This is a genomic window from Nereida ignava (assembly GCF_047114695.1).
Lineage (GTDB): Bacteria > Pseudomonadota > Alphaproteobacteria > Rhodobacterales > Rhodobacteraceae > Nereida > Nereida ignava.
In genome coordinates, this window is the sequence record NZ_CP112885.1 from 857,042 (window position 1) to 879,150 (window position 22,109).

The window sequence follows — 22,109 nt, forward strand, 5'->3', positions numbered from 1 at the left end:
GGAGCCTACAATGTCTTTTCTGTCCAAAACACTCGATCGCGTCAAACCGTCACCGACGATTGCCGTGACGACCCTTGCTGGTGAGTTGAAGGCAAAAGGCATGGATGTGATCGGCCTTGGTGCAGGTGAACCGGACTTTGACACTCCGCAAAACATCAAAGACGCAGCCGTTGCAGCAATCGCCGCAGGCAAAACCAAATACACAGCCCCCGACGGCATTCCTGAGTTGAAGCAAGCAATCTGTGAAAAGCTAAAACGCGACAACGGACTTGAGTACACCCCCGCACAGATCAGCGTGGGCACTGGCGGCAAGCAGACGCTTTATAACGCCTTCATGGCAACACTAAACGAAGGCGACGAGGTCATTATCCCCGCCCCATATTGGGTCAGCTATCCAGATATGGTTTTGCTGGGTGGCGGCACACCCGTGGCCGTTGAAGCGACCCTTGAGAACAACTTCAAAATCACTGCGGAACAGCTTGAAGCAGCGATCACGCCTAAAACAAAATGGTTTATCTTCAACTCACCCTCAAACCCAACGGGTGCGGGCTATTCAGCGGATGAGCTAAAAAAACTCACAGACGTGCTGCTAAAGCATCCGCATGTTTGGATCATGACAGACGATATGTACGAGCATCTGGCATATGATGATTTCAAATTTGCGACCCCTGCGGAAGTAGAGCCTAAGCTTTATGATCGCACCCTGACATGCAACGGCGTTTCCAAAGCCTATGCGATGACCGGATGGCGCATCGGATATGCGGCGGGTCCAGAAAACGTGATCAAAGCGATGCGTAAAGTGCAGTCGCAATCAACATCGAACCCCTGCTCTATCAGCCAGTGGGCCGCCGTTGAGGCACTGAACGGCACACAACACTTTTTGCCCGAGCATAACGTGGTCTTCAAACGCCGCCGTGACATGGTTGTGGACATGCTGAACGCAATTGACGGCGTTACCTGCCCCACACCCGAAGGTGCGTTCTATGTATATCCCAACATCGCCGGTCTGATTGGAAAAACTACACCCAAGGGCACCGTCATTGAAAACGACGAGGCTTTCTCGACCGCGCTTTTGGAAGACACAGGGGTGGCCGTGGTGTTCGGTGCAGCATTCGGACTTTCGCCAAACTTCCGCGTCAGCTACGCTACGTCAGACGAGAACCTGAAAGAAGCCTGCACGCGTATCCAGACTTTCTGCGCAGCCCTAAGCTAAGCGAGAGACCTTATGAGTAGCGATCTACCCGAGTACTATTTCCGCATCCGTGAAAACGGCGCGCAGGTATTTCGGGTGGACGCAGAAAACCGTCAACGGCGCATCGAAATGGAGCCGCTGGCGGTTCTCAACATTCGCAACAGCGAGATAAAACCGCAAGGCGACCGTGAGTTAAGCGAGGCTGATCTTGCGGTGATCCGTGAATGGATGGAAGAGCGTCAAGAGTTGCTCGCAGCCCGTGATATGGATGACATCCACCGTGCGATTGACAGTCTGAACCTGACTGCACAATGGGCACAATCCAAAGCCAGTGACGATCAGCTTGAGGAAGTAACCGACGCGCTGCTACTCGCCATGCACGACCTGCGCAGCGTATTGGTGCGCAAAAAAGCAGATCGCATCGTGGGCAAAGACTAGCCCACCTGCTGGTGTACCTCGATCACATTGCCTTCGGGATCGTGAAAAAACACCTGATGCCATTCCTTGGCAAAGGCCGTTCCGTAATCTGAGTACGGCACATCATTCGCATCCAAAAGCTTCAAAAAGGCCGCGATATCATCAGTTCGAAATGCGATGTGCCCCCGGTCCACTGGGTTGATGGTTTGGCCGTTCTTAAACGCTACATCCAAGTTTCGCTCGGCCAGATGCATCTGCATCCCACCATCTGTGGCAAAGCGGATTGAACCACTGTAGCCCGCCTCTTCAGTCTCATCCGTGCGCGGAAAATTATCTTGAGGAATGTCATCAAGCCCCAGCAGACCAGTGTAGAAATCATGCATGCGGTCAACGTCGCGGGACACAAAATTGATATGGTGGAATTCAAGCTTCATCGAAAACGCTCCTCAAATAAGTGCGCGCAGCCTAGCCCCAGTTCAGGGCGCCGTCACGCCGTGATGTAGACGCCGCGCCGCGCTGTAAATCGCCAAACCAACAAAACCGCCGCCCCTAGCAAGCCAACGATCAATCCGGCCCATACCCCAACACCGCCAAAGTCCAAGACAAATCCAAGAACATATGCTGCGGGCAATCCAAGCCCCCAATAGCTTAGCGCCGCCAGCCACATGGGCACACGGGTATCTTGCACACCGCGCAAAAGGCCCAAGCAGATAACCTGCAGCCCGTCTGCAAACTGAAACAGCGCTGCCATATAAATCAACGACACCCCAATCGGGATAATCACATCACGGGCCGGATCATCGGGATCCAAAAACGCTGTGACGAACAAATCTGGCACGCCAAAAAACACAACCATTGTCGCCGCGGAAAACGCAAAAGACGCACCAACGGCGACTTTACCGCCCAAGATCAAACCCGCCGCATCCCTGCGACCAACGGCGTTTCCGGCGCGGACAGTCGTGGCTTGGGACAGGCCCAGATGAACCATGAACGTGCCCGTGGCCACCTGCAGTGCGATGCCATGTGCGGCCAAAGCATCAGTACCAAGCCAACCCATCATTGTGGACGCCGCCGTAAACAGGCTCGTCTCAGCCAAGGACGTCAGCGCAATCGGCCAGCCTAATGCAAAAACCTGCCGCAACGCAGACGCATCAATTTTCCACAGGCTGCGGAACAGATCGTAGTGCGGCAGAACCCGTTGGGCATAGCCCATAAAGACGACAAGCATCGCAACTTGGACCAAAACTGAGGCAATCGCTGCCCCCTGGATGCCAAGTTCCGGCAAGCCCAAATTCCCAAAGATCAGGGCGTAGTTGAACACAACATTAATAGCTGCCCCGAAAAGAGTGACCCACAGCACTGGCCCTGCGCGGTCAACGGCACTTAGATAGCTTGCCAAAACCCGCACCAGCAGTGCAGGAAAAAGCCCCCACCCCGCGATACGTAAATACGTTTGCGCGCCTGATGCGACCTCAGGGGTTTGGCCCAGCCCGATCAACCAACCTTCCGAAAACCAAAGCGCCGGCATCACGGCAGCCGCAAATGCAACGGACAACCACATTCCCATGCGCGTGGCGCGGCGGACCTGAACCGTATCTGATCTCGCGTCCGCTTCTGCCACCAGCGACGTGACCGCCCATGCAAAGCCCGAGCCCACAACCTGCAGCGTCATGAAAAAGCTACCCGCAATCGTGGCCGCGGCCAGTGCCTCAACCGAATACCAGCCCAGCATAATCGTGTCGGTCAGTCCCAGCAAAAAGCCCGCCAGAAAACTGCCAATCAACGGAATGCCGAGGCGCAACAAAGCGCTAAGATGTGCGGATGCGTTCATCGCAAAACCGTTGATCTATCCCAGTGGGCCTTGCAACAAAAATCTGACTGTCCAGATGAACGAGACGCACTTCCCCCGATGCCCACGGCGTGTCATAGTGGAGCCAAACACGTATAAAAGAAGCAGTACCATGGCCAATGATCTTCTGTCCGGCGCCCAAGCCGATGACTATAACGCAGACAGCATCGAAGTGCTCGAGGGCCTCGAGCCCGTTCGCAAACGTCCCGGTATGTATATTGGCGGCACGGACGAGCGCGCCTTGCACCACATGGTCGCCGAGGTGCTCGATAACTCTATGGACGAAGCCGTTGCAGGCCATGCCAACCGCATCGAGGTCGAACTGAACGCAGATTACAGCGTGACCATCCGCGACAACGGTCGCGGCATCCCGATTGATCCGCACCCAAAGTTTCCCGACAAATCTGCGCTTGAGGTGATCTTGTGCACGCTTCACGCAGGCGGCAAATTTTCTGGCAAAGCCTATCAAACATCAGGCGGTCTGCACGGTGTGGGGGCGTCCGTTGTCAACGCACTGTCTGACAGCATGGTCGTGCAAGTGGCCCGCAACAAAGAACTCTACGAGCAAAGCTTTTCACGCGGTGTACCGTTGGGTGGGGTCGAGAAAATCGGCGCAGCCCCCAACCGGCGTGGCACCACTGTGACGTTCCACGCGGACGAGCAAATCTTTGGCTCACACCGCTTTAAGCCTGCGCGGATGTTCAAATCGATCCGCTCTAAGGCGTATCTGTTCTCTGGCGTTGAGATCCGTTGGAAATCAGCGATTGATGACGGTGAAACACCCACAGAAGCGACCTTCCATTTCCCCGGCGGCCTTGCCGACTATCTGGGCGAGACCCTCTCAGGGCTGTCAACTTATGCCGAGCGGCCCTTTGCGGGCACAGTTGATTTCCAAGAAAAGTTCAACACACCGGGCAAGGTTGAATGGGCCATCAACTGGACGCCCTCGCGCGATGGTTTTATCCAGTCCTATTGTAATACCGTGCCCACCCCCGAAGGCGGCACCCACGAAGCAGGCTTTTGGGCGGCAATCTTGAAAGGCATTCGTGCCTACGGCGAATTGGCCAACAACAAAAAGGCCGCCTCCATCACCCGTGAAGATCTGACAACTGGCGGCTCTGCGCTTGTGTCTTGTTTCATCCGCGAGCCAGAGTTTGTAGGCCAAACAAAGGACCGCCTCGCCACTGTTGAGGCGCAACGATTGGTAGAAAACGCCATACGCGATCACTTTGATACGTGGCTTGCTGCAGACACCAAATCAGCGGGTGCAATTTTGGATTTCCTCGTCCTGCGTGCCGAGGAACGTCTGCGCCGACGCCAAGAAAAAGAGACAGCACGAAAGTCAGCCACCAAAAAATTGCGCCTACCGGGTAAGTTGGTCGACTGTTCTGCGACCAACCGCGAAGGCACCGAACTGTTCATCGTTGAGGGTGACAGCGCGGGTGGGTCAGCCAAAATGGCCCGAGACCGCAAAACCCAAGCACTATTGCCACTGCGCGGTAAAATCCTGAACGTGCTTGGCGCAGCGTCCTCTAAACTTGGCAGCAACGCCGAAATTTCTGATTTGACCCAAGCGCTTGGAGTCGGTCTTGGCACCAAATTCAACGTCGATGATCTGCGCTACGACAAGATCATCATCATGACCGACGCGGACGTAGACGGCGCACACATTGCTGCGTTGCTAATGACATTCTTCTTCACACAAATGCGCCCGATGATTGACACAGGCCACCTCTATCTGGCCTGCCCGCCGCTTTTCCGACTTACCCAAGGGGCTAAGCGTGTCTATTGCCTTGATGAAGCTGAGCGCGACGCATGGCTTGAAAAAGGTTTGGGCGGCAAGGGCAAAATCGATGTGTCACGCTTCAAAGGCTTGGGCGAAATGGACGCCAAAGACCTTAAAGACACAACGATGAATCCCATGACCCGCAAGCTGATCCGCGTCACGATTGACGAGGATGTTGCCGGTGAAACCGGTGATCTGGTCGAGCGTTTGATGGGTAAAAAACCAGAAAAACGCTTTGAATACATTCAGGAAAACGCCCAGTTCGTTGAAGAGCTGGACGTCTAACCAAGGGCGCTGTTACGCGCCTTTGGCCAACTCCTGAACCCGTGTCCACAGGGCTACAGGAACCTCGACGTTGCTCATCACGTTGCGTTTTTTGCCTGGCACACGCGCACCTTCGTCGGCGGCGATTGCGTCACTCACCCGCGCGATACGCGCTGCAAATTCAGGTGCGCCGCTTGGGTCAATCATCAAGTAATACTGCCCTAAATCATGTGGCCTGCCTTCAGCTTTTTTAAGCCCGCCCACATCAAGCGAGTTAACGGAACCTGTCATACCAGCGGCCAGAATCTCGACCATCAGACCAAGCCCCCAGCCCTTGTAGCCGCCAGCTGACACAAGCGAGCCTGCCAATGCGGCCTCCGGATCAGTCGTTGGACCGCCCTGTGCATCAACCGCCCAGCCAAGCGGGATCGGCTGACCTGCGGCTTTAGCCATCGCGATCTTGCCCAATGCCACTGCGCTGGTCGAAAAGTCAAAATGCATCGCCACGCCGCCAGCGCCGTCCGGCACTGAAAGAGCGATCGGGTTCGTACCGATCACTGGCGTTTTGCCACCTGGAGCCGCCACTACAGGCGAAGCATTCGTCATCCCGATACAAATCACGCCTTTCGCGGCGGCTTGTTCGGTAAAGTACCCAAGCGACGTGCAAGTATGCGTATGCCCCACCGCCAAACTGGCGACGCCATTTTCTTTGGCTGCAATGACAGCCGTTTCAAGCCCTGCAGCAAAGGCAGGCTGTGCAAAACCAAAGCCACCGTCGACGAAAATTGCACTGGTTTTTTGACGCTCAACCCGTGGCTCAACAGACCCGTTTACACGCCCACTTTCCAATTGAATGCAGTAGCTTTCCAAATACGCCAGACCACAGATCACGTTGCCAAGGCTCTCGGAACGCGCGGTCGCATCTGCCACATGATGGGCAACGCTTTGCGTTGCGCCATAAGCCACCAGTGCTTCTTTCGCCGTTTGATAAATGTCAGTGATCGACTGGGATGTTGTGGTCATCTGGCGAAATCCTTGCGCGCTGTTGGAAAGTGGTTCGTGATTTTGGCCGCAGGTTTACGCCCTAATCCCGAAATGGCAATGCCGCTGCGTATGCCATCTGATGTGGCTACGCTTGAACGTCAGTCTCAAGCGGTGCGAAGCGCGCCTGCATCCAGCCTAATTTGGCGGTCCATTTTTGCGGCTAATTCAAGATTATGCGTCGCAATCAAAGCGGATAACCCCGTCTCACGCACCAAGTCCAACAATGTTGAAAAAACCCGTTCAGAGGTTTCAGGATCAAGATTGCCGGTGGGTTCATCAGCCAGAAGTAACTTAGGCTGATTGGCCAACGCACGACAGAACGCAACACGCTGTTGCTCACCCCCCGACAGTTCCGCAGGGCGGTGGGCTGCCCGGTGCGCAACCCCAACACGCTCTAGCAGCGCCTGACTTCGCGCGTCAGCCGCCCGTCGCGGTGTACCGGCTGCAAGTTGTGGCAAGGTCACGTTTTCAGTCGCCGAAAACTCAGGTAACAAATGATGAAACTGGTAAATAAATCCAACATCATCGCGGCGCGCGGATGTCCGCGCTCGGTCATTCAGCCGTGTCATCTCGCGCCCCGCCAGCAAAACATCTCCGCTTGTGGGCGTATCGAGCAGCCCCGCAATATGCAGTAACGTCGACTTGCCTGCACCCGACGGTGCAACAAGGGCCACCACTTCACCGGCCGAAATAGACAGATCAATACCCCGTAGCACGTCAATCTGGTTTGGCTGACCCGCGTTATAGGTCTTGGTGACGCCCTTAAGTTCCAGCACAGCATCACTCATAGCGCAGCGCCTCAACGGGGTTCATGCGCGCCGCTTTACGCGCAGGAAAAATTGTTGCCGTGAATGACAGTAGCAGCGACAAACCGACAGCTGACAAAACGTCTTCAAGCTGTAGTTTTGCGGGCAATTGATAAATGCCACGGATCGATGGATCCCACACACCACCGCCAGCGACCGTGTTCACAAACCCAAAAATCGGATCAATATAGAGGGCAAACAGACACCCCAAGATCACTCCAAGCGCCGTAGCGATAACGCCCGTAAACGCACCACATATAAAGAAGACCCGCAAAACTGCACCTTCCGTCAGGCCCATCGTGCGCAAAATACCAATATCGCGACCCTTGTTTTTCACCAACATAATCAAGCCACTGACAATGTTCATTGCTGCAATCAACACGAGGATCGACAGGATGATGAACATTACGTTGTCTTCGATATCAAGCGCCTGAAGGAACGACCCACTTGCATCTTTCCACGTCCACAGCAGCGTGCGATCCCCGCCAGCGGTCATCAATGGGCCCGCAAACCGCTCAATCTGTTCGGGCGTGTCCACCATCACTTCAATTTCATCCGCTACGCCTTCACGGTTGAAAAATTCCTGTGCTTGGGCAAACGGCATATAGACGCGGGTTTGGTCAATGTCATAGCGACCGGCGCTAAAAATATAGACCACTTCAAACGCGCCAACCCGTGGCTTCGTGCCAAAAGGCGTGCGTGCGCCATTGGGCGATATGATTTTGATCCTGTCACCGACGCCCAGACCCAATTCACGCGCAACACCTGAGCCAACGGCCACACCTTTTTCAAAATCCGAAATCACGCCGATGCTCTGCTCGGGCGCGGCGATGCGCGGGATGGTCAGCAGGTCAGGCAGACTGATGCCATAAACCTGAACGCCCGTATTACGATCGGCCTGATTGGCCATGACATTGCCACGAACAAGGGGGGCTGCACGGGTCACACCATCGATTTGGCGCAAGCGTTCGGCCACCGCGTCATAATCTTCGATCACACGGCTGGCGCCACCGTTCGGTGTGATCTCAGACGTTTGATAGACAGTCACATGGGCGTTCGCACCAAGGATCGTATCAACAAACTCTGCCCGAAAACCTGCGCGTACTGCCAATGTCGCAATAAGCGCAAAGACGGCTAGGGTGATCCCGATCAGCGAAATCCATGTCATTACAGACACGCCACCCTCTGCCCGTTTGGCGCGCAAATAACGCCAAGCGATCATCCATTCAAATGGCGCAAAGGGTTTGGGCATGAAGATCGACCCCTGTATTAATTACTCAAAATGTGTCGACGCGCTTACTATCACAAAGCGCGCCAACTTGGGATTTAAGACGCCGCCTTGCCATAGATTTGTGCAATCTTCAAAAGCGCCTGCTCGGGTGACAGCTCCTCACTTTCGCCGGTACGGCGCGATGTCAGCTCAACAACACCGTTCTTCAAGCCGCGCGGCCCGACGGTAATGCGCCATGGCAAACCGATCAGATCCATCGTGGCAAACTTACCGCCTGCCCGTTCGTTGCGGTCATCATAAAGCGGTTCAAGACCCAACGCGACTATGCTTTCATAGAGCGCTTCACAGGCCGCATCAGCCTCTGCATCACCTGTCTTGAGGTTGACGATACCACAGTGGAACGGCGTTACGCCTTCGGGCCAAATGATGCCGTTATCATCATGCGAAGCCTCAATAATTGCGCCCAACAGACGCGAAACGCCGATACCGTGGCTGCCCATGTGCACAGGTACTTTTTGCTGTTGATCGTTCACAACAGTAGCGCCCATGGCTTCCGAATATTTGGTGCCAAAGTAGAAAATCTGACCCACTTCAATACCGCGCGCAGTGCGCTGACGATCAGCTGGGACTTGGGCAAACAACTCTGCATCGTGGGTTTCATCCGTGCGCGCGTAGCGTGAGGTGAACTCATCCAGCACTCCAGCACAGGCCGCAACATCATCAAAATCAATCGCGCGGTCGCCAAACGTAAGGTCTGTGATCTCGCTGTCGTAGAAGACTTCGGACTCGCCTGTTTCAGCCAGCACCAAAAACTCATGCGTGTAATCGCCACCAATCGGGCCACCGTCCGCACGCATCGGGATCGCTTGTAGCCCCATCCGCTCGTAGCTGCGCAAATATGTCACCAAGTGACGGTTGTAGGCGTGAAGCGCGTCTTCTTTGGTCAAGTCAAACGTGTAGCCATCTTTCATCAAGAACTCACGGCCCCGCATAACACCAAAACGCGGACGGCGTTCATCACGGAATTTCCACTGGATTTGATAAAGGGTCAGCGGCAGATCTTTGTAGCTGCCCACGTGAGCGCGGAAAATATCGGTAATTTGCTCTTCGTTGGTGGGACCGTACAGCATGTCATGACCGTGGCGATCTGAAATGCGCAGCATCTCCTCGCCGTAGTCATCATAACGTCCGCTCTCCCGCCATAAATCAGCCGATTGCAGCGTTGGCATCAAAACCGGAATATGCCCAGCGCGCTGCTGTTCTTCGTGGACGATGGTCTCGATATTGCGCAGAACTTTCAGGCCCATCGGCAACCAAGAATAAATCCCCGCAGAAGCCTGTTTGATCATCCCCGCCCGCAACATCAAACGGTGCGACACGATTGACGCCTCAGAAGGGTTTTCCTTGAGGACGGGCAGGAAATAGCGGGACATACGCATGTGTTTGGGGCCTTTGTGTGTTGAATTAAAGCAGGTCTAGGCAATGTGGCCAGCGTTGGCAATCGACGATTGTTAGTGGCCAGTGAGGCTCAGCAGCAAATGGCTTTGGCAACTCATTGTGATCCATTCTCCTTGCCCACCGTAACACTAAGCACAACAGGTACCGCTTAACTTGGTTGCCGTTGGTGTAATTTATGGGAGTTAAAGAGTATGAACCGTTTTCTAAAAGCCGCCGCAGCAGGTGCAGTCGCCGCAACAATGGCAACAGCAGCGTCCGCACAGTCAATCGTTGATATCGCCGTCGGCGATGAGCGGTTCTCAACCCTTGTGGCCGCTGTTTCTGCCGCAGGCTTGGTCGACACACTGTCCGGACCTGGCCCCTTCACCGTTTTTGCGCCTGTAAACGATGCGTTTGCGGCCCTACCCGAGGGCACTGTTGAGACGCTATTGCTGCCAGAAAATAAGGGTGATTTGACGAATGTGCTGCTCTACCATGTGGATGATCGCAACCTGACCGCCGAGCAAATCCCTGCTGGTTCAAACTACTTCAAGCCGATTTTGGCTAGCGAGCGGATGTGCATCACCAAAGGTGCGGGCGGCGTCAGCATTGCCGATGGAACAGGCGAAAGCGCCAATGTCATCATCGCCAACATCAAAGCAGACAACGGTGTGATCCACGTGATCGACAAAGTGTTGCTACCCGGCACACGGCCCGCTTGCCACTAATCAATCAACCGTAAACTGAAAAAAGCTCCGTCGGTGCAAACTGGCGGGGCTTTATTTATGTTGTGGGCGGCTTTCGGTTGTTCGACAATGGATCAAGCTACGTGAAAGAGGATGGGACAAAACTATGAACGGTAAACGGATATTGATCACCGGCGCGTCACGCGGCATTGGCGAGGCGGCCGCACGGGTTTTGGCTGAACGCGGTGCAAAAGTTGCCGTGCTGGCGCGGAACGGCGCTGCCCTTGAAACCCTTGCCGCAGACATTGGCGGCATCGCAATTACCGCAGACGTCAGCGATTTCGCCTCAATGGAAAAAGCCGTAGCAACAGTGGTTGCTGAATGGGGCGGCTTGGATGTTTTGGTCAATAACGCAGGCCTGATCGACCCGATTGCGCGCATTGAAGACAGCGATCCTGCCGCTTGGAGCCAGATCGTCGATGTGAACCTTAAGGGCGTCTACTATGGTATCCGCGCGGCGCTTCCTGCGATGGACCAAGGCACGATCATCAATATTTCCTCAGGTGCGGCCACAGGCGCGCTGGAAGGCTGGTCACACTACTGCGCCACCAAAGCCGCAGTGCTGAGCCTGACCAAATGCACCCATCTGGAAAACGCATCCCGCGGTATTGTCTGTGTAGGTCTTAGCCCAGGAACAGTCGCCACGGATATGCAGCGCGACATCGCCAAAAGTGGCATCAACGCAGTCAGCCAAATGTCATGGGACGCGCATATCCCTGCTGAATGGGTCGGCAAAGCGATCGCCTACTTGTGCGGGCCGGACGGCGCAAAATACGCAGGCACAGACTTCAGCATCAAAACCCCAGAAGGCCGCGCAGCCGTCGGATTGCCAGCACCCTCTTAACAGGTGATATTGCTTGAAACCGCTCGTGCAAGACGCGATGTAGGACCAAAGGAGACGGCAATGGCGCTGCCCATCGAACAACAAGCAAAGTACTGGGGAATTGCAACGGCGGTTGTCTTTGCGATCCTGTGGTTTTTGGGCGACGTAATCCTGCCCTTCGTGCTTGGTGGCGCAATTGCCTACTGCCTGGACCCCCTTGCGGACCGGCTGGAAAAACTTGGCGCAAGCCGCGTTTTGGCGACTGTAACCATCACCATCGTCGCGATCTTGATCTTCTGTCTCTCCTTCTTGTTGGTTATTCCGTCATTGCTTGAGCAAGCAGGGCAGTTGGTGAACACCGCCCCTGATGTGTTTGAGCGCCTACGTGTTGCATTGACCGAGCGGTTCCCGTCGTTGATTGACGACCAGTCCGTGATACGCAAACAACTTTCAAGCATTGGCGAAGCAATCCAAGCCAAGGGCGGCGCATTAGTCGAAGGGCTTTTGACCAGCGCAAAGGGTCTGATCAATATTTTGGTCCTGCTCGTATTGGTGCCTGTGGTTGCATTCTATCTGCTACTCGATTGGGACAACATGACCGCCCGCGTCGATGAGCTTTTACCCCGTGACCACGCCCCTACGATCCGCAAACTTGCCGGTGATATTGACGCGACCTTGGCAAGCTTCATTCGCGGCATGGGCACGGTGTGTTTGGTTCTTGGTGCATATTATGCCGTGGCACTTATGACAGTGGGGCTGCAATTTGGTCTGATCGTCGGGTTCATCGCGGGGCTTGTGACGTTCATTCCCTATGTGGGCGCGTTGGTGGGTGGCATTCTGGCAATCGGGTTGGCCCTTTTCCAATTCTGGGGCGGCACACAAATGATCGACGGCACCAGCGTTGAGGTAGCAACTGACTGGTTCCGCATCGGGGCTGTGGGAGTAATCTTTGTCATCGGTCAGGTGGTTGAAGGTAACGTTCTTACCCCAAAACTCGTCGGCAAATCCGTGGGGCTACATCCAGTCTGGCTTATTTTTGCACTGTCGGTTTTTGGGTCAATATTCGGCTTTGTCGGCATGCTTGTCGCGGTACCATTGGCCGCAATGATCGGCGTTTTGGTACGCTTTGGCATTGAGCAATACACCGATGGCCGGCTATATCGCGGCCTTGATAAGCAGGACTAACCCCTTTCGATGCCACAACAGCTAAGCTTTGATCTGCCGTCCCGCACGGCGCTTGGACGTGATGACTTTTTCATCAGCGAGGCCAACGCGCTGGCCGTTGCCCAAGCAGAGCAAGACGATCTGTGGCCAAACGGTAAGCTTGTCCTGAGTGGGCCAAAAGGTGCGGGAAAAACCCATTTGTCCCACGTCTGGGCCAGCCAATCAGGTGCCAAGATCATACATGCCGCCAGCCTTGAGATGCCTGAAGAAAATGCAGTTGTGGTTGAAGACGTGCACACCATTGCGGGCCAACATGATGCCGAAGAGATGCTGTTTCACATCCACAACGCGGTTTTGGGCCGTGGGGGACGGCTGCTTCTTACGGGGATTGGCGCGCCAAACCACTGGCCTATCGCACTTGCGGATTTGGCTAGCCGTTTGCAAGGCACAGCACTCGTACAAATAGATGAGCCAGACGACATGTTGCTGATGGCAGTCTTGGTCAAAGGCTTTGCAGACCGACAGTTGCAACCCACACCGGCTGTGCTGACCTATCTTTTACGCCATTCCGAGCGTAGCTTTGCCCACGCCCACCAGATCGTCGCCGCCATGGATAAACGCGCTCTGTCAGAGCGCCGCACAATCAACCGTGATCTGGCGCGGGATGTTTTGTCTGACCTTGCACGCTAAATCGCGCTGCACGTAACCAAAGTGGCAATCGTTACTTCGGTGTTACAAATATCCATGTATAACTAGGCCATGACTCACGCAAATTTCCTTGACCATCCCTTTCCTGCGCCCATCGAAATCGACGCAGACATAAGCGGACCAGATCGCTTTTTTAACCGCGAAGTCTCGTGGTTGGCGTTCAACTGGCGGGTACTTGAGGAAGCGGCAAACCCTAAAGTCCCACTGCTTGAGCGGCTTAGGTTCGTGTCCATCTCAGCAACCAACCTGGACGAATTTTATACCGTGCGCGTGGCCGGACTGCGCGAGCTTGATGACGCAGGCAACCTGACACCCGCCGCGGACGGGCTAACGCCCGCGCAACAGCTGGCCATGATCAACACCAATGCCGGTGCTTTGATGGCCAAACAACAAGACGTGTTCAGTGTGCTGCGCGATCAGATGGAACACGAAGGCATCACCATTCTTGAGCGTGATGAGCTGACCCCTTCTGATCTGGAATTTTTGAACGAGCATTTTCTCAGTCAGGTTTTTCCGGTCCTTTCACCGCTGGCCATTGATCCAGCACACCCGTTTCCATTTATCCCAAATGCCGGTCTGTCGCTTGCCCTGCAACTTGAGCGCCGCCGCGATAAAGAACCCCTTCAAGCTCTTTTGCCGATCCCCGCGCAGGTTGACCGTTTTGTCCGCATGCCCGGTGATGCCGTGCGTTTCCTGCCTGTCGAAGACCTTATGCTGCTGCGCCTTGATACGATCTTTCCCGGCTATGCGACTGTTGGGCAATGTCTGTTTCGCATTTTGCGCGACAGTGATCTGGAAGTTGAAGAAGAAGCAGAAGACCTTGTGCGCGAATTTGAAACCGCACTGAAACGCCGCCGCCGTGGTGAGGTTATCCGCGTTGAATTGTCTACCGGCGCCCCCGCAGCACTGCGCAAGATGCTGATGCACAACCTCGATGTCGAAGACAGTGAGATCGTTGATGTATCAGGGGTTGTTGGTGTTGCAGACCTGTCAGCACTGATCATCAAAGATCGAAGCGACTTGATGTGGCCGGGGTTCAAGCCGCGCGTTCCTGAACGGGTTATGGACCACGACGCTGATATGTTTGCGGCTATCCGCCAGAAAGACATGCTGCTGCATCACCCCTATGAGACTTTTGATATGGTAGTCAGGTTTGTTCAACAGGCCGCCCGTGACCCCAACGTGTTGGCCATCAAACAAACACTTTATCGGACCTCCAAGAATTCCCCGATCGTGTCAGCACTTTGCGAAGCGGCAGAGGACGGCAAATCCGTCACCGCACTAGTTGAACTGAAAGCACGGTTTGATGAGGCCGCCAACATTCGCCAATCGCGCCGGCTTGAGCGCGCAGGCGCTCATGTTGTCTACGGCTTTATGACGCTTAAAACCCACGCCAAGATCAGCACCGTCGTTCGCCGCGAGGGTGACCAACTGGTCACCTACACCCACTACGGCACTGGGAACTACCACCCTGATACAGCCCGCATTTACACTGATGTATCGCTCTTTACCTGCGATCCCGCCTTGGGACGCGATGCAACCAAAGTGTTCAATTTCCTTTCGGGCTATGCAGAGCCCGAAGTTTTGGAAAACCTGTCGATCAGCCCCATGACACTGAAATCAACGCTGCTTGAGCGGATCGAGGAAGAGGCAAAACACGCCCGCGCAGGCCGCCCTGCCGCTATTTGGGCCAAGATGAACAGCCTGATCGAGGCAGATGTGATCGACGCGCTTTATGCTGCCAGCCAAGCGGGTGTGCAAATCAGCCTCGTGGTGCGCGGTATTTGCGGGCTGAAGCCCGGTATCAAAGGGCTGTCAGAAAATATCCGTGTCAAATCAATCGTCGGACGTTTTTTGGAACACAGCCGCATTGTGTGTTTCGGAAACGGCAAAGGCCTGCCCAGCAAAAAAGCGCGGGTCTACATCAGCTCTGCAGATTGGATGGGGCGGAACCTTAACCGCCGCGTTGAGACGTTGGTTGAGATCGATAATCCCACCGTAAAAGCACAAATTGTCAGCCAAGTGATGGCGGCTAATTTGGCTGACGTTGCGCAAAGCTGGGTAATGGACGGAAACGGCAACTGGACCCGTCCCGACATCCCCGAAGACAGCTTTGCGTTTAATTGTCACCGTTTCTTTATGGAAAACCCGTCACTTTCAGGACGGGGCTCCGCAGGTGCAGCAGACGTGCCCAAATTGACCCACACCGAGGACTAACGTCGCGGAGCTGTTTCTAGGATTGTGCGCCACGGCCAAAATCGGCCATACAAGAGGCGCAAGTGGCCAAAGACGGATGCGCAATGACCAAAACCAGCACCCCCAAAAGCGCTCCGCGTCAAGATAGCACTGGCGATGACATCTCCGAATGGGGCCCGTTCGGCAGACCCCTTTTCCAAGAAACGTCTGCACGTGCTTTGTCACGGGTTGGTGTGATTGATGTTGGCTCAAACTCAGTTCGATTGGTCATTTTTGACGGCGCTGCGCGATCGCCTGCGTATTTCTACAACGAAAAAATCATGTGCGGTTTGGGGGCGGGGCTTGCCGAAACGGGTCATCTGAATCCCGAAGGACGCACCCGTGCGCTGGCTGCTATTTTGCGCTTTGTGAAACTTGCCGAAGGCTTGGGGATCCCACCGCTGACAACTGTTGCGACAGCCGCCGTGCGCGAAGCCTCTGACGGGCTGGCCTTTCGAGACGAGGTCGAGGCGCAAACCGGCCTGAAGCTTTGGATCATCGACGGCAAAGAAGAGGCGCGCCTTTCTGCACAAGGTGTGTTGCTTGGCTGGCCCAAGTCATACGGGCTGGTGTGCGATATCGGTGGCGCCTCGCTTGAGTTGGCCGAGTTGCGTGACGGACGCGTTGGTAAGCGCGAAACATCGCCTTTGGGTCCGCTCAAGCTGCGCGATATCAAAGGCGGCAAGAAAGGGCGCAAGGCCCACATCGAAGCGGTCATGGATGAGCTGCACGCAAAAATGGGCGATCAAAATGACCGCTTATTCTTGGTAGGCGGTTCGTGGCGGGCCATCGCACGCATTGATATGGAGCGTTTGGGCTATCCGCTGCACGTGCTGCATGAATACCGGATGACATCAAAATCCGTGCGTGCAACTGCCGAATTTGTAGCTGGCCACGATCTTGAAGAACTGCGCCAATTGTGCGGCATTTCGGGCAGCCGCATGGCGCTTGTGCCCTACGCGCTTGAGGTGCTCAAAGTGCTGACAAGCCGTTTCAAGCCCAAAGACATCGCCATCTCAAGCTATGGGATCCGCGAAGGCATGCTCTATGAGCAGATGCCGCAGCGCCTGCGCGAACGTGATCCTTTGATCGAAGCCTGCCGCTTTGCAGAAGATAAAGACGCCCGCCTACCCGGCTTTGGCCGCACGCTTTATACCTTTATCAAACCGCTGTTTCGTGCCCTACCCGATGGACGCAAGCGTATGGTGAAAGCCGCCTGTTTGCTTCATGACGTCAGCTGGCGTGCCCACCCTGACTACCGTGCCGAGGTGTGTTTTGATACTGCAACACGCGCAAACCTTGGTGGTTTGAAGCACGCAGAGCGCGTCTACCTTGGCCTTGCCCTGCTGCACCGCTACCGCAACAACCGTGAAGGCACGCGCTTTGAGGAGCTGTCTTCCCTGCTCCCTGTTGAGGCCCAACGCGAGGCTGAAATTCTGGGCAAAGCCATTCGTTTTGGCGCGATGCTTTGGATGCAGGCGGACACGCCCATGGGCGAGCTGAAGTGGTATCCCAAGAAAAAGGTTTTGGAACTGGTTCTATCGGCGGATGCGCAGCCCCTTTACGGTGAGGTCGCCGAAGCTCGCTTTATGTCTCTGTGCAGCAGCCTAGATGCTAAGCCACAAGTGAACATGCGCCGCCGCTAAATCTCGATCTGCCCGTCTGCTGAGGGTGCGTCCGTGTTTGGCGCCGCGTCTTCTTTGCGGCGGATAATGATGTCGCCGTTCGGTAAAACCTCGGGCGCTTCATAACGTGTCGCGTCGTCGATCTTGTCTGCCAAATCGCGCAACGCAGGGCCAAACTCTTCGATCAGCGCCTGCAAAGATGGCTCAAGAGCGTCGGACAGCTGATCCAAATCTTCCTTAAGCGGCTCTACTTCGTTCAAAAGCCCCTCAAAGAACATCTCAAAACCGCGCTGCATCAACGATCGTTCATCTTGCTCTGGCTGTTCTTGCGCCACGTCCTGCGCCGTAGCCGAAAGCGTCAAAGCAAAGGTTATCGCAGCAACATAAAGAATACTTTTCATACCATTCACCTAAAATCGATTGTCCAAATTTGAAGTCCCAAAAGGCTCAGTGTACTTTTTGGCCCGCAATTTCGTCCCAAGCAGCGTTAACATCTATCAGACGTTTTTCAGCCATCCGCACAGCCTCTGCCGGCAAGCCGCGCGCAGCCAAACGGTCTGGATGGGTATCGCGCACAAGGGCGCGCCATGCGGTTCTGATTTCGCTCAGAGGGGTGCTCGGTGTGACGCCCAGAACATCGTAGGGGTCTTTGTGCGCGCCTTCCACAAATCGCGCGCGAAGCTGTCGGAACTGTGCCTCGGACAGCCCCATAATGTTCGAGACTTCGTGCAAAAAATCATCCTCGTTGGGATGATAGACACCGTCCGCAAGTGCGATATGGAACAGCCCTTCCATCAGGTCGTAAATCACATGACTATCGCGCTCAAACATCTTTGCAATCCGCGCGGCGTAAATATCAAAGCCCGCAACGTCTTGACGGGCAAGGTTAAAAACCCGTGCTGCCTGATCTTCTTCTTGTGCGGGAATATGGAAAACTTCGCGAAAGGCAGTGACCTCGTCACGGGTAACATGCCCGTCAGCTTTTGCCATTTTTGCCCCCAAAGCGATTACCGCGATGGTAAAACCAACAGTCCGCTCAGGCGGGGTGCGCAGCTTTTCAAATACGCTCGACAGGCCCTCACCCAAGGTGAGCGCAGATAATGCATCAGCTATTCGAGACCAAATCGACATACCGCCAAGTTACGCCTTTTTGAGACCTTTGTCAGTGCAAAGCGCCCTCCCAACACATGTAAATCAGGCAGGCCTGCTGAAACGGTCAAATTACGGTTAATTTCGGACGATTTCGCAGGTCAGATATCTTGAAAATCACCCGCTAAACACCATTTTGAGGACTATGTGACAGCAAAAGCTGTTACCCACAACAATAACCAAATGGACAGTCAAATGCCCTTACAACGCGCTATCGATCGCTTCTTTTCCTCCGAGGCCTCCGGAGGGATCTTGCTTATGCTCTCTGCCGTGGCGGCGCTTATCGTCGCAAACTCGGCGCTCGCACCGTTTTATGAGAGCTGGTTGAACTCCTATTTCTCAGTCAAACTTAATGATGAGGGCATCGCCAAGCCTCTAATCTTGTGGATTAACGATGGTTTGATGGCGATCTTCTTCTTTCTAATCGGTCTTGAACTGAAGAAAGAGCTGCTTGAGGGCAAACTGAAAAATCCGCGCGATGTGGTGCTTCCGGGTATGGCCGCTGTTGGTGGAATGGTTGTTCCCGCACTTGTTTTCTTCGCCTTGAACTCTGGCCTTGTCAGCATCAAAGGCTGGGCCATCCCTGCGGCAACAGACATTGCCTTTGCCCTTGGTGTGCTTGCACTTATGGGTGACCGCGTGCCGTCCTCGCTTAAGGTGTTTTTGCTGACCCTTGCGATTTTGGATGACATGGGTGCGATCATTATTATTGCGCTGTTCTACACAGCCAATCTGCAGGTCGATTATCTCTACCTCGCGCTGATCCCGCTGGCTGGTATGGTGATGCTTAACCTCAAAGGCGCGCACCGTATTGCGCCGTTCATTTTGCTTGCGACAATCATGTGGGTCTTTGTTTTGAAGTCCGGTGTTCACGCAACGCTGGCCGGTGTTGTTGCGGCGTTCTGTATCCCGCTCAAGGACAAATGGGGCAAGTCACCGCTACACTCACTCGAGCACGCTTTGTCGCCTTACGTGCTGTACCTGATCGTGCCGATCTTTGCTTTTGCCAACGCAGGCGTGGTCTTCAAGGGCATGTCTGTGACGGACATCTTCCTCCCACTGCCACTTGGTATCGCACTTGGTTTGATCGTCGGTAAGCAGGTCGGTGTCTTCGGCATCACATGGCTGATGGTCAAATCGGGACTGGCAAAATTGCCCGCTGGTGCCAATTGGTTGCACATCTACGGCGTTGCCTGCCTTGCCGGTATCGGCTTCACAATGTCGTTGTTCATCGGCTCACTCAGCTTTGATGATCCGGCCTTGATGAACCAAGTCCGCGTAGGTGTTCTGGCAGGCTCTGTCGTCTCTGCAATTTTGGGCTTTGCGGCCCTCAAGATTGCCGCACGACGCGACGAAAAAGAACAAGCCGTCGCCGCCTAGGCCACGCTCTTGAACGAACAACAAAAAGCCCACGCATCACGCGTGGGCTTTTTTCGTTTCCGACCTTCACTTCAGACAGCTTAGCTGCGCGTCTCTTTGATGATACGCAGGATATCTTGCGCGGCTTCGGGGATATTTGTCCCCGGCCCAAAGATCGCCTTCACGCCTGAGTTGTACAAGAAATCATAGTCCTGCTGCGGGATCACGCCACCACAGATCACAATGATGTCGCCAGCACCTGCAGCTTTCAGCGCCTCAACCAGTTTGGGCGCAAGCGTCTTATGACCCGCTGCTTGGCTGCTGATGCCGATCACATGCACGTCGTTGTCGATGGCGTCTTGTGCCGCTTCTTCCGGCGTTTGGAATAATGGGCCAACGTCCACATCAAACCCGATATCTGCAAAGGCGGTCGCAATTACTTTGGCGCCCCGATCATGTCCGTCTTGGCCCATTTTGACGACCAGCATCCGTGGGCGGCGGCCCTCCTCTTGGGCGAAATCTTCGACAGATTTCTGGATCGCGGCGAACCCTGCGTCACCGTCATATGCGGCACCATAAACACCCGCCAACGTCTTAACTTCAGCGCGGTGACGGCCAAACGCTTTTTCCATCGCCATACTAATTTCTCCTACAGTCGCCCGCGCACGTGCGGCCTCCACCGCCAAAGCCAACAAGTTGCCCGTACCATCTTCTGCTGCTTGGGACAGCGCATGCAGCGTGTGATCCACATCGGCTTGGTTGCGGGTCGCTTTGATCCGCTCAAGTTGTTTGATCTGGCTGTCGCGCACAGACGCATTGTCGATATCGCGGATGTCGATCTCGTCCTGTTTATCCAGCTTGAATTTGTTGACCCCAACGATCACTTCGTCGCCGCGGTCCACAGCCGCCTGACGGCGCGCAGCGGCTTCTTCGATGCGCAGTTTTGGCATGCCTGAGGCAACCGCTTTGGTCATCCCGCCCATTTCCTCGACTTCTTCGATCAGCTTCCACGCTTCATCCACCAAGTCAGCGGTCAGTTTTTCAACGTAGTAGCTGCCCGCCAGCGGATCGACCACATTGGTGACACCAGTTTCGTTTTGCAAAATGAGCTGGGTGTTGCGCGCGATCCGCGAGCTGAACTCTGTCGGCAGCGCAATCGCCTCATCAAACGAGTTGGTATGCAAAGACTGCGTGCCGCCCAGCACCGCTGACATCGCCTCGTAGGCCGTGCGAACGATGTTGTTATAGGGGTCTTGCTCTTGCAGTGACACACCAGAGGTCTGGCAGTGTGTACGCAGCATCAGTGAGCCCGGCTTTTTGGGCTCAAACTCTTCCATGATGCGGTGCCAAAGGAAGCGCGCTGCCCGCAGCTTTGCCGCTTCCATAAAGAAGTTCATGCCGATGGCGAAAAAGAACGAAAGCCGCCCTGCAAACGCATCAACATCAAGCCCCTTGGCGATGGCCGTGCGTACATACTCGCGCCCGTCAGCCAGCGTAAACGCCAACTCCTGCACAAGGTTCGCACCCGCCTCTTGCATGTGATACCCGCTGATCGAGATCGAGTTGAACTTGGGCATATCGGTGCTGGTGAACTCGATGATGTCCGCCACAATCCGCATCGAAGGCTCCGGCGGATAAATGTAGGTGTTGCGCACCATGAACTCTTTGAGAATGTCGTTTTGAATGGTCCCGGACAACTGCTCGGTCGGCACGCCCTGCTCTTGGCCCGCCACAATGAAACTTGCCAACACAGGAATAACCGCGCCGTTCATCGTCATAGAGACCGAAATTTTATCAAGCGGGATGCCATCAAACAGCGTTTTCATATCTTCAACACTGTCAATCGCCACACCTGCCTTGCCGACGTCTCCCTCAACACGTTCATGATCGCTGTCATACCCGCGGTGCGTTGCCAGATCGAACGCAACCGAAACGCCTTGCTGGCCCGCATCAAGTGCTTTGCGGTAGAAGGCGTTACTTTCTTCAGCAGTGGAAAAGCCCGCATACTGACGGATCGTCCAAGGACGGCCTGTGTACATCGTCGCACGCGGCCCGCGCGTAAACGGCGCGCTGCCAGGCATGCCGCCCATATGCTCAAGCCCTTCGGCGTCATCACTTGTGTAAACCGGCTGCACTTCGATACCTTCGGGCGTCTGCCACTTTAGATCATCAAGCGGACGGCCACGCAGTTCTTTGTTGGCCAATTCAGTCCATTCGGTTTTGTTTTCGGTCTTTTTCGTCATCTGAGCCTCCTTGGGCTGTGCAACGGGAAAT

Annotated in this window: 19 protein-coding genes; 10 read left to right on the forward strand and 9 right to left on the reverse strand. The window is 54.9% G+C overall.

Translation table 11 applies throughout. The annotated features are described in order from the left end of the window. Nucleotides 1-10 precede the first annotated feature (10 nt). Nucleotides 11-1,213 (forward strand): pyridoxal phosphate-dependent aminotransferase, encoded by a 1,203-nt coding sequence (locus OLX08_RS04160; RefSeq protein WP_391482674.1) that lies wholly within the window; start codon nt 11-13, stop codon nt 1,211-1,213. Nucleotides 1,214-1,225: 12 nt separating this feature from the next. Further along, complete coding sequence (locus tag OLX08_RS04165) at nt 1,226-1,630, forward strand: hypothetical protein (RefSeq protein ID WP_391482675.1); 405 nt, start codon at nt 1,226-1,228, stop codon at nt 1,628-1,630. Here OLX08_RS04165 and OLX08_RS04170 read toward each other — a convergent pair. Next, entirely contained in the window at nt 1,627-2,043 is a 417-nt protein-coding gene (locus OLX08_RS04170; RefSeq protein ID WP_391482676.1) for a VOC family protein, read from the reverse strand. The genes OLX08_RS04165 and OLX08_RS04170 overlap by 4 nt on opposite strands. A 53-nt stretch (nt 2,044-2,096) precedes the next feature. Next, the gene (locus OLX08_RS04175) at nt 2,097-3,440 is read right to left on the reverse strand and encodes an MATE family efflux transporter (RefSeq protein ID WP_391482677.1); all 1,344 of its coding nucleotides are present in this window, start codon (nt 3,438-3,440) and stop codon (nt 2,097-2,099) included. A gap of 130 nt (nt 3,441-3,570) precedes the next feature. Here OLX08_RS04175 and parE point away from each other — a divergent pair, with 130 nt between their 5' ends. Beyond that, complete coding sequence (gene parE / locus OLX08_RS04180) at nt 3,571-5,529, forward strand: DNA topoisomerase IV subunit B (RefSeq protein ID WP_391482678.1); 1,959 nt, start codon at nt 3,571-3,573, stop codon at nt 5,527-5,529. 12 nt (nt 5,530-5,541) lie between these two features. On the opposite strand, the gene OLX08_RS04185 is transcribed toward parE, so the two are convergent. From OLX08_RS04185 to proS, 4 genes are all read right to left on the reverse strand, one after another. After that, nucleotides 5,542-6,531: an Ldh family oxidoreductase gene (locus tag OLX08_RS04185; protein WP_391482679.1), complete on the reverse strand. Its 990-nt coding sequence runs from the start codon at nt 6,529-6,531 to the stop codon at nt 5,542-5,544. Nucleotides 6,532-6,656: 125 nt separating this feature from the next. Continuing rightward, the gene (locus tag OLX08_RS04190; RefSeq protein ID WP_391482680.1) at nt 6,657-7,340 is read right to left on the reverse strand and encodes an ABC transporter ATP-binding protein; all 684 of its coding nucleotides are present in this window, start codon (nt 7,338-7,340) and stop codon (nt 6,657-6,659) included. Continuing rightward, nucleotides 7,333-8,610, reverse strand: a complete 1,278-nt coding sequence (locus tag OLX08_RS04195) for a lipoprotein-releasing ABC transporter permease subunit (protein ID WP_391482681.1) — start codon at nt 8,608-8,610, stop codon at nt 7,333-7,335. Before OLX08_RS04195 ends, OLX08_RS04190 begins: the two co-directional genes overlap by 8 nt. Before the next feature lie 74 nt (nt 8,611-8,684). After that, on the reverse strand, nt 8,685-10,028 hold the full coding sequence (gene proS, locus OLX08_RS04200) for a proline--tRNA ligase (protein WP_391482682.1): 1,344 nt from the start codon (nt 10,026-10,028) through the stop codon (nt 8,685-8,687). Nucleotides 10,029-10,238: 210 nt separating this feature from the next. Here proS and OLX08_RS04205 point away from each other — a divergent pair, with 210 nt between their 5' ends. From OLX08_RS04205 to OLX08_RS04230, 6 genes are all read left to right on the forward strand, one after another. Then, nucleotides 10,239-10,754, forward strand: a complete 516-nt coding sequence (locus OLX08_RS04205) for a fasciclin domain-containing protein (RefSeq protein WP_082136594.1) — start codon at nt 10,239-10,241, stop codon at nt 10,752-10,754. Nucleotides 10,755-10,878: 124 nt separating this feature from the next. Beyond that, nucleotides 10,879-11,616, forward strand: coding sequence for an SDR family oxidoreductase (locus OLX08_RS04210; RefSeq protein ID WP_391482683.1), 738 nt, complete (start codon nt 10,879-10,881; stop codon nt 11,614-11,616). A gap of 60 nt (nt 11,617-11,676) precedes the next feature. Then, nucleotides 11,677-12,780, forward strand: coding sequence for an AI-2E family transporter (locus OLX08_RS04215; RefSeq protein ID WP_391482684.1), 1,104 nt, complete (start codon nt 11,677-11,679; stop codon nt 12,778-12,780). A gap of 9 nt (nt 12,781-12,789) precedes the next feature. Beyond that, on the forward strand, nt 12,790-13,449 hold the full coding sequence (locus tag OLX08_RS04220; protein WP_391482685.1) for a DnaA ATPase domain-containing protein: 660 nt from the start codon (nt 12,790-12,792) through the stop codon (nt 13,447-13,449). A gap of 69 nt (nt 13,450-13,518) precedes the next feature. Further along, nucleotides 13,519-15,684 carry an RNA degradosome polyphosphate kinase gene (locus OLX08_RS04225; RefSeq protein ID WP_391482686.1) on the forward strand — a complete coding sequence of 722 codons (2,166 nt, stop codon included), beginning with the start codon at nt 13,519-13,521 and terminating at the stop codon, nt 15,682-15,684. A gap of 83 nt (nt 15,685-15,767) precedes the next feature. Then, nucleotides 15,768-17,348 carry a Ppx/GppA family phosphatase gene (locus OLX08_RS04230; protein ID WP_391482687.1) on the forward strand — a complete coding sequence of 527 codons (1,581 nt, stop codon included), beginning with the start codon at nt 15,768-15,770 and terminating at the stop codon, nt 17,346-17,348. On the opposite strand, the gene OLX08_RS04235 is transcribed toward OLX08_RS04230, so the two are convergent. Continuing rightward, nucleotides 17,345-17,728, reverse strand: a complete 384-nt coding sequence (locus OLX08_RS04235) for a hypothetical protein (RefSeq protein ID WP_391482688.1) — start codon at nt 17,726-17,728, stop codon at nt 17,345-17,347. The genes OLX08_RS04230 and OLX08_RS04235 overlap by 4 nt on opposite strands. A gap of 46 nt (nt 17,729-17,774) precedes the next feature. Beyond that, entirely contained in the window at nt 17,775-18,458 is a 684-nt protein-coding gene (locus OLX08_RS04240) for a molecular chaperone DjiA (RefSeq protein ID WP_341245981.1), read from the reverse strand. Between the two features lie 201 nt (nt 18,459-18,659). Here OLX08_RS04240 and nhaA point away from each other — a divergent pair, with 201 nt between their 5' ends. Next, entirely contained in the window at nt 18,660-19,856 is a 1,197-nt protein-coding gene (gene nhaA / locus OLX08_RS04245) for a Na+/H+ antiporter NhaA (protein ID WP_412535667.1), read from the forward strand. 80 nt (nt 19,857-19,936) lie between these two features. On the opposite strand, the gene scpA is transcribed toward nhaA, so the two are convergent. Further along, nucleotides 19,937-22,078, reverse strand: a complete 2,142-nt coding sequence (scpA, locus tag OLX08_RS04250) for a methylmalonyl-CoA mutase (protein ID WP_341245983.1) — start codon at nt 22,076-22,078, stop codon at nt 19,937-19,939. Nucleotides 22,079-22,109: the final 31 nt, after the last annotated feature.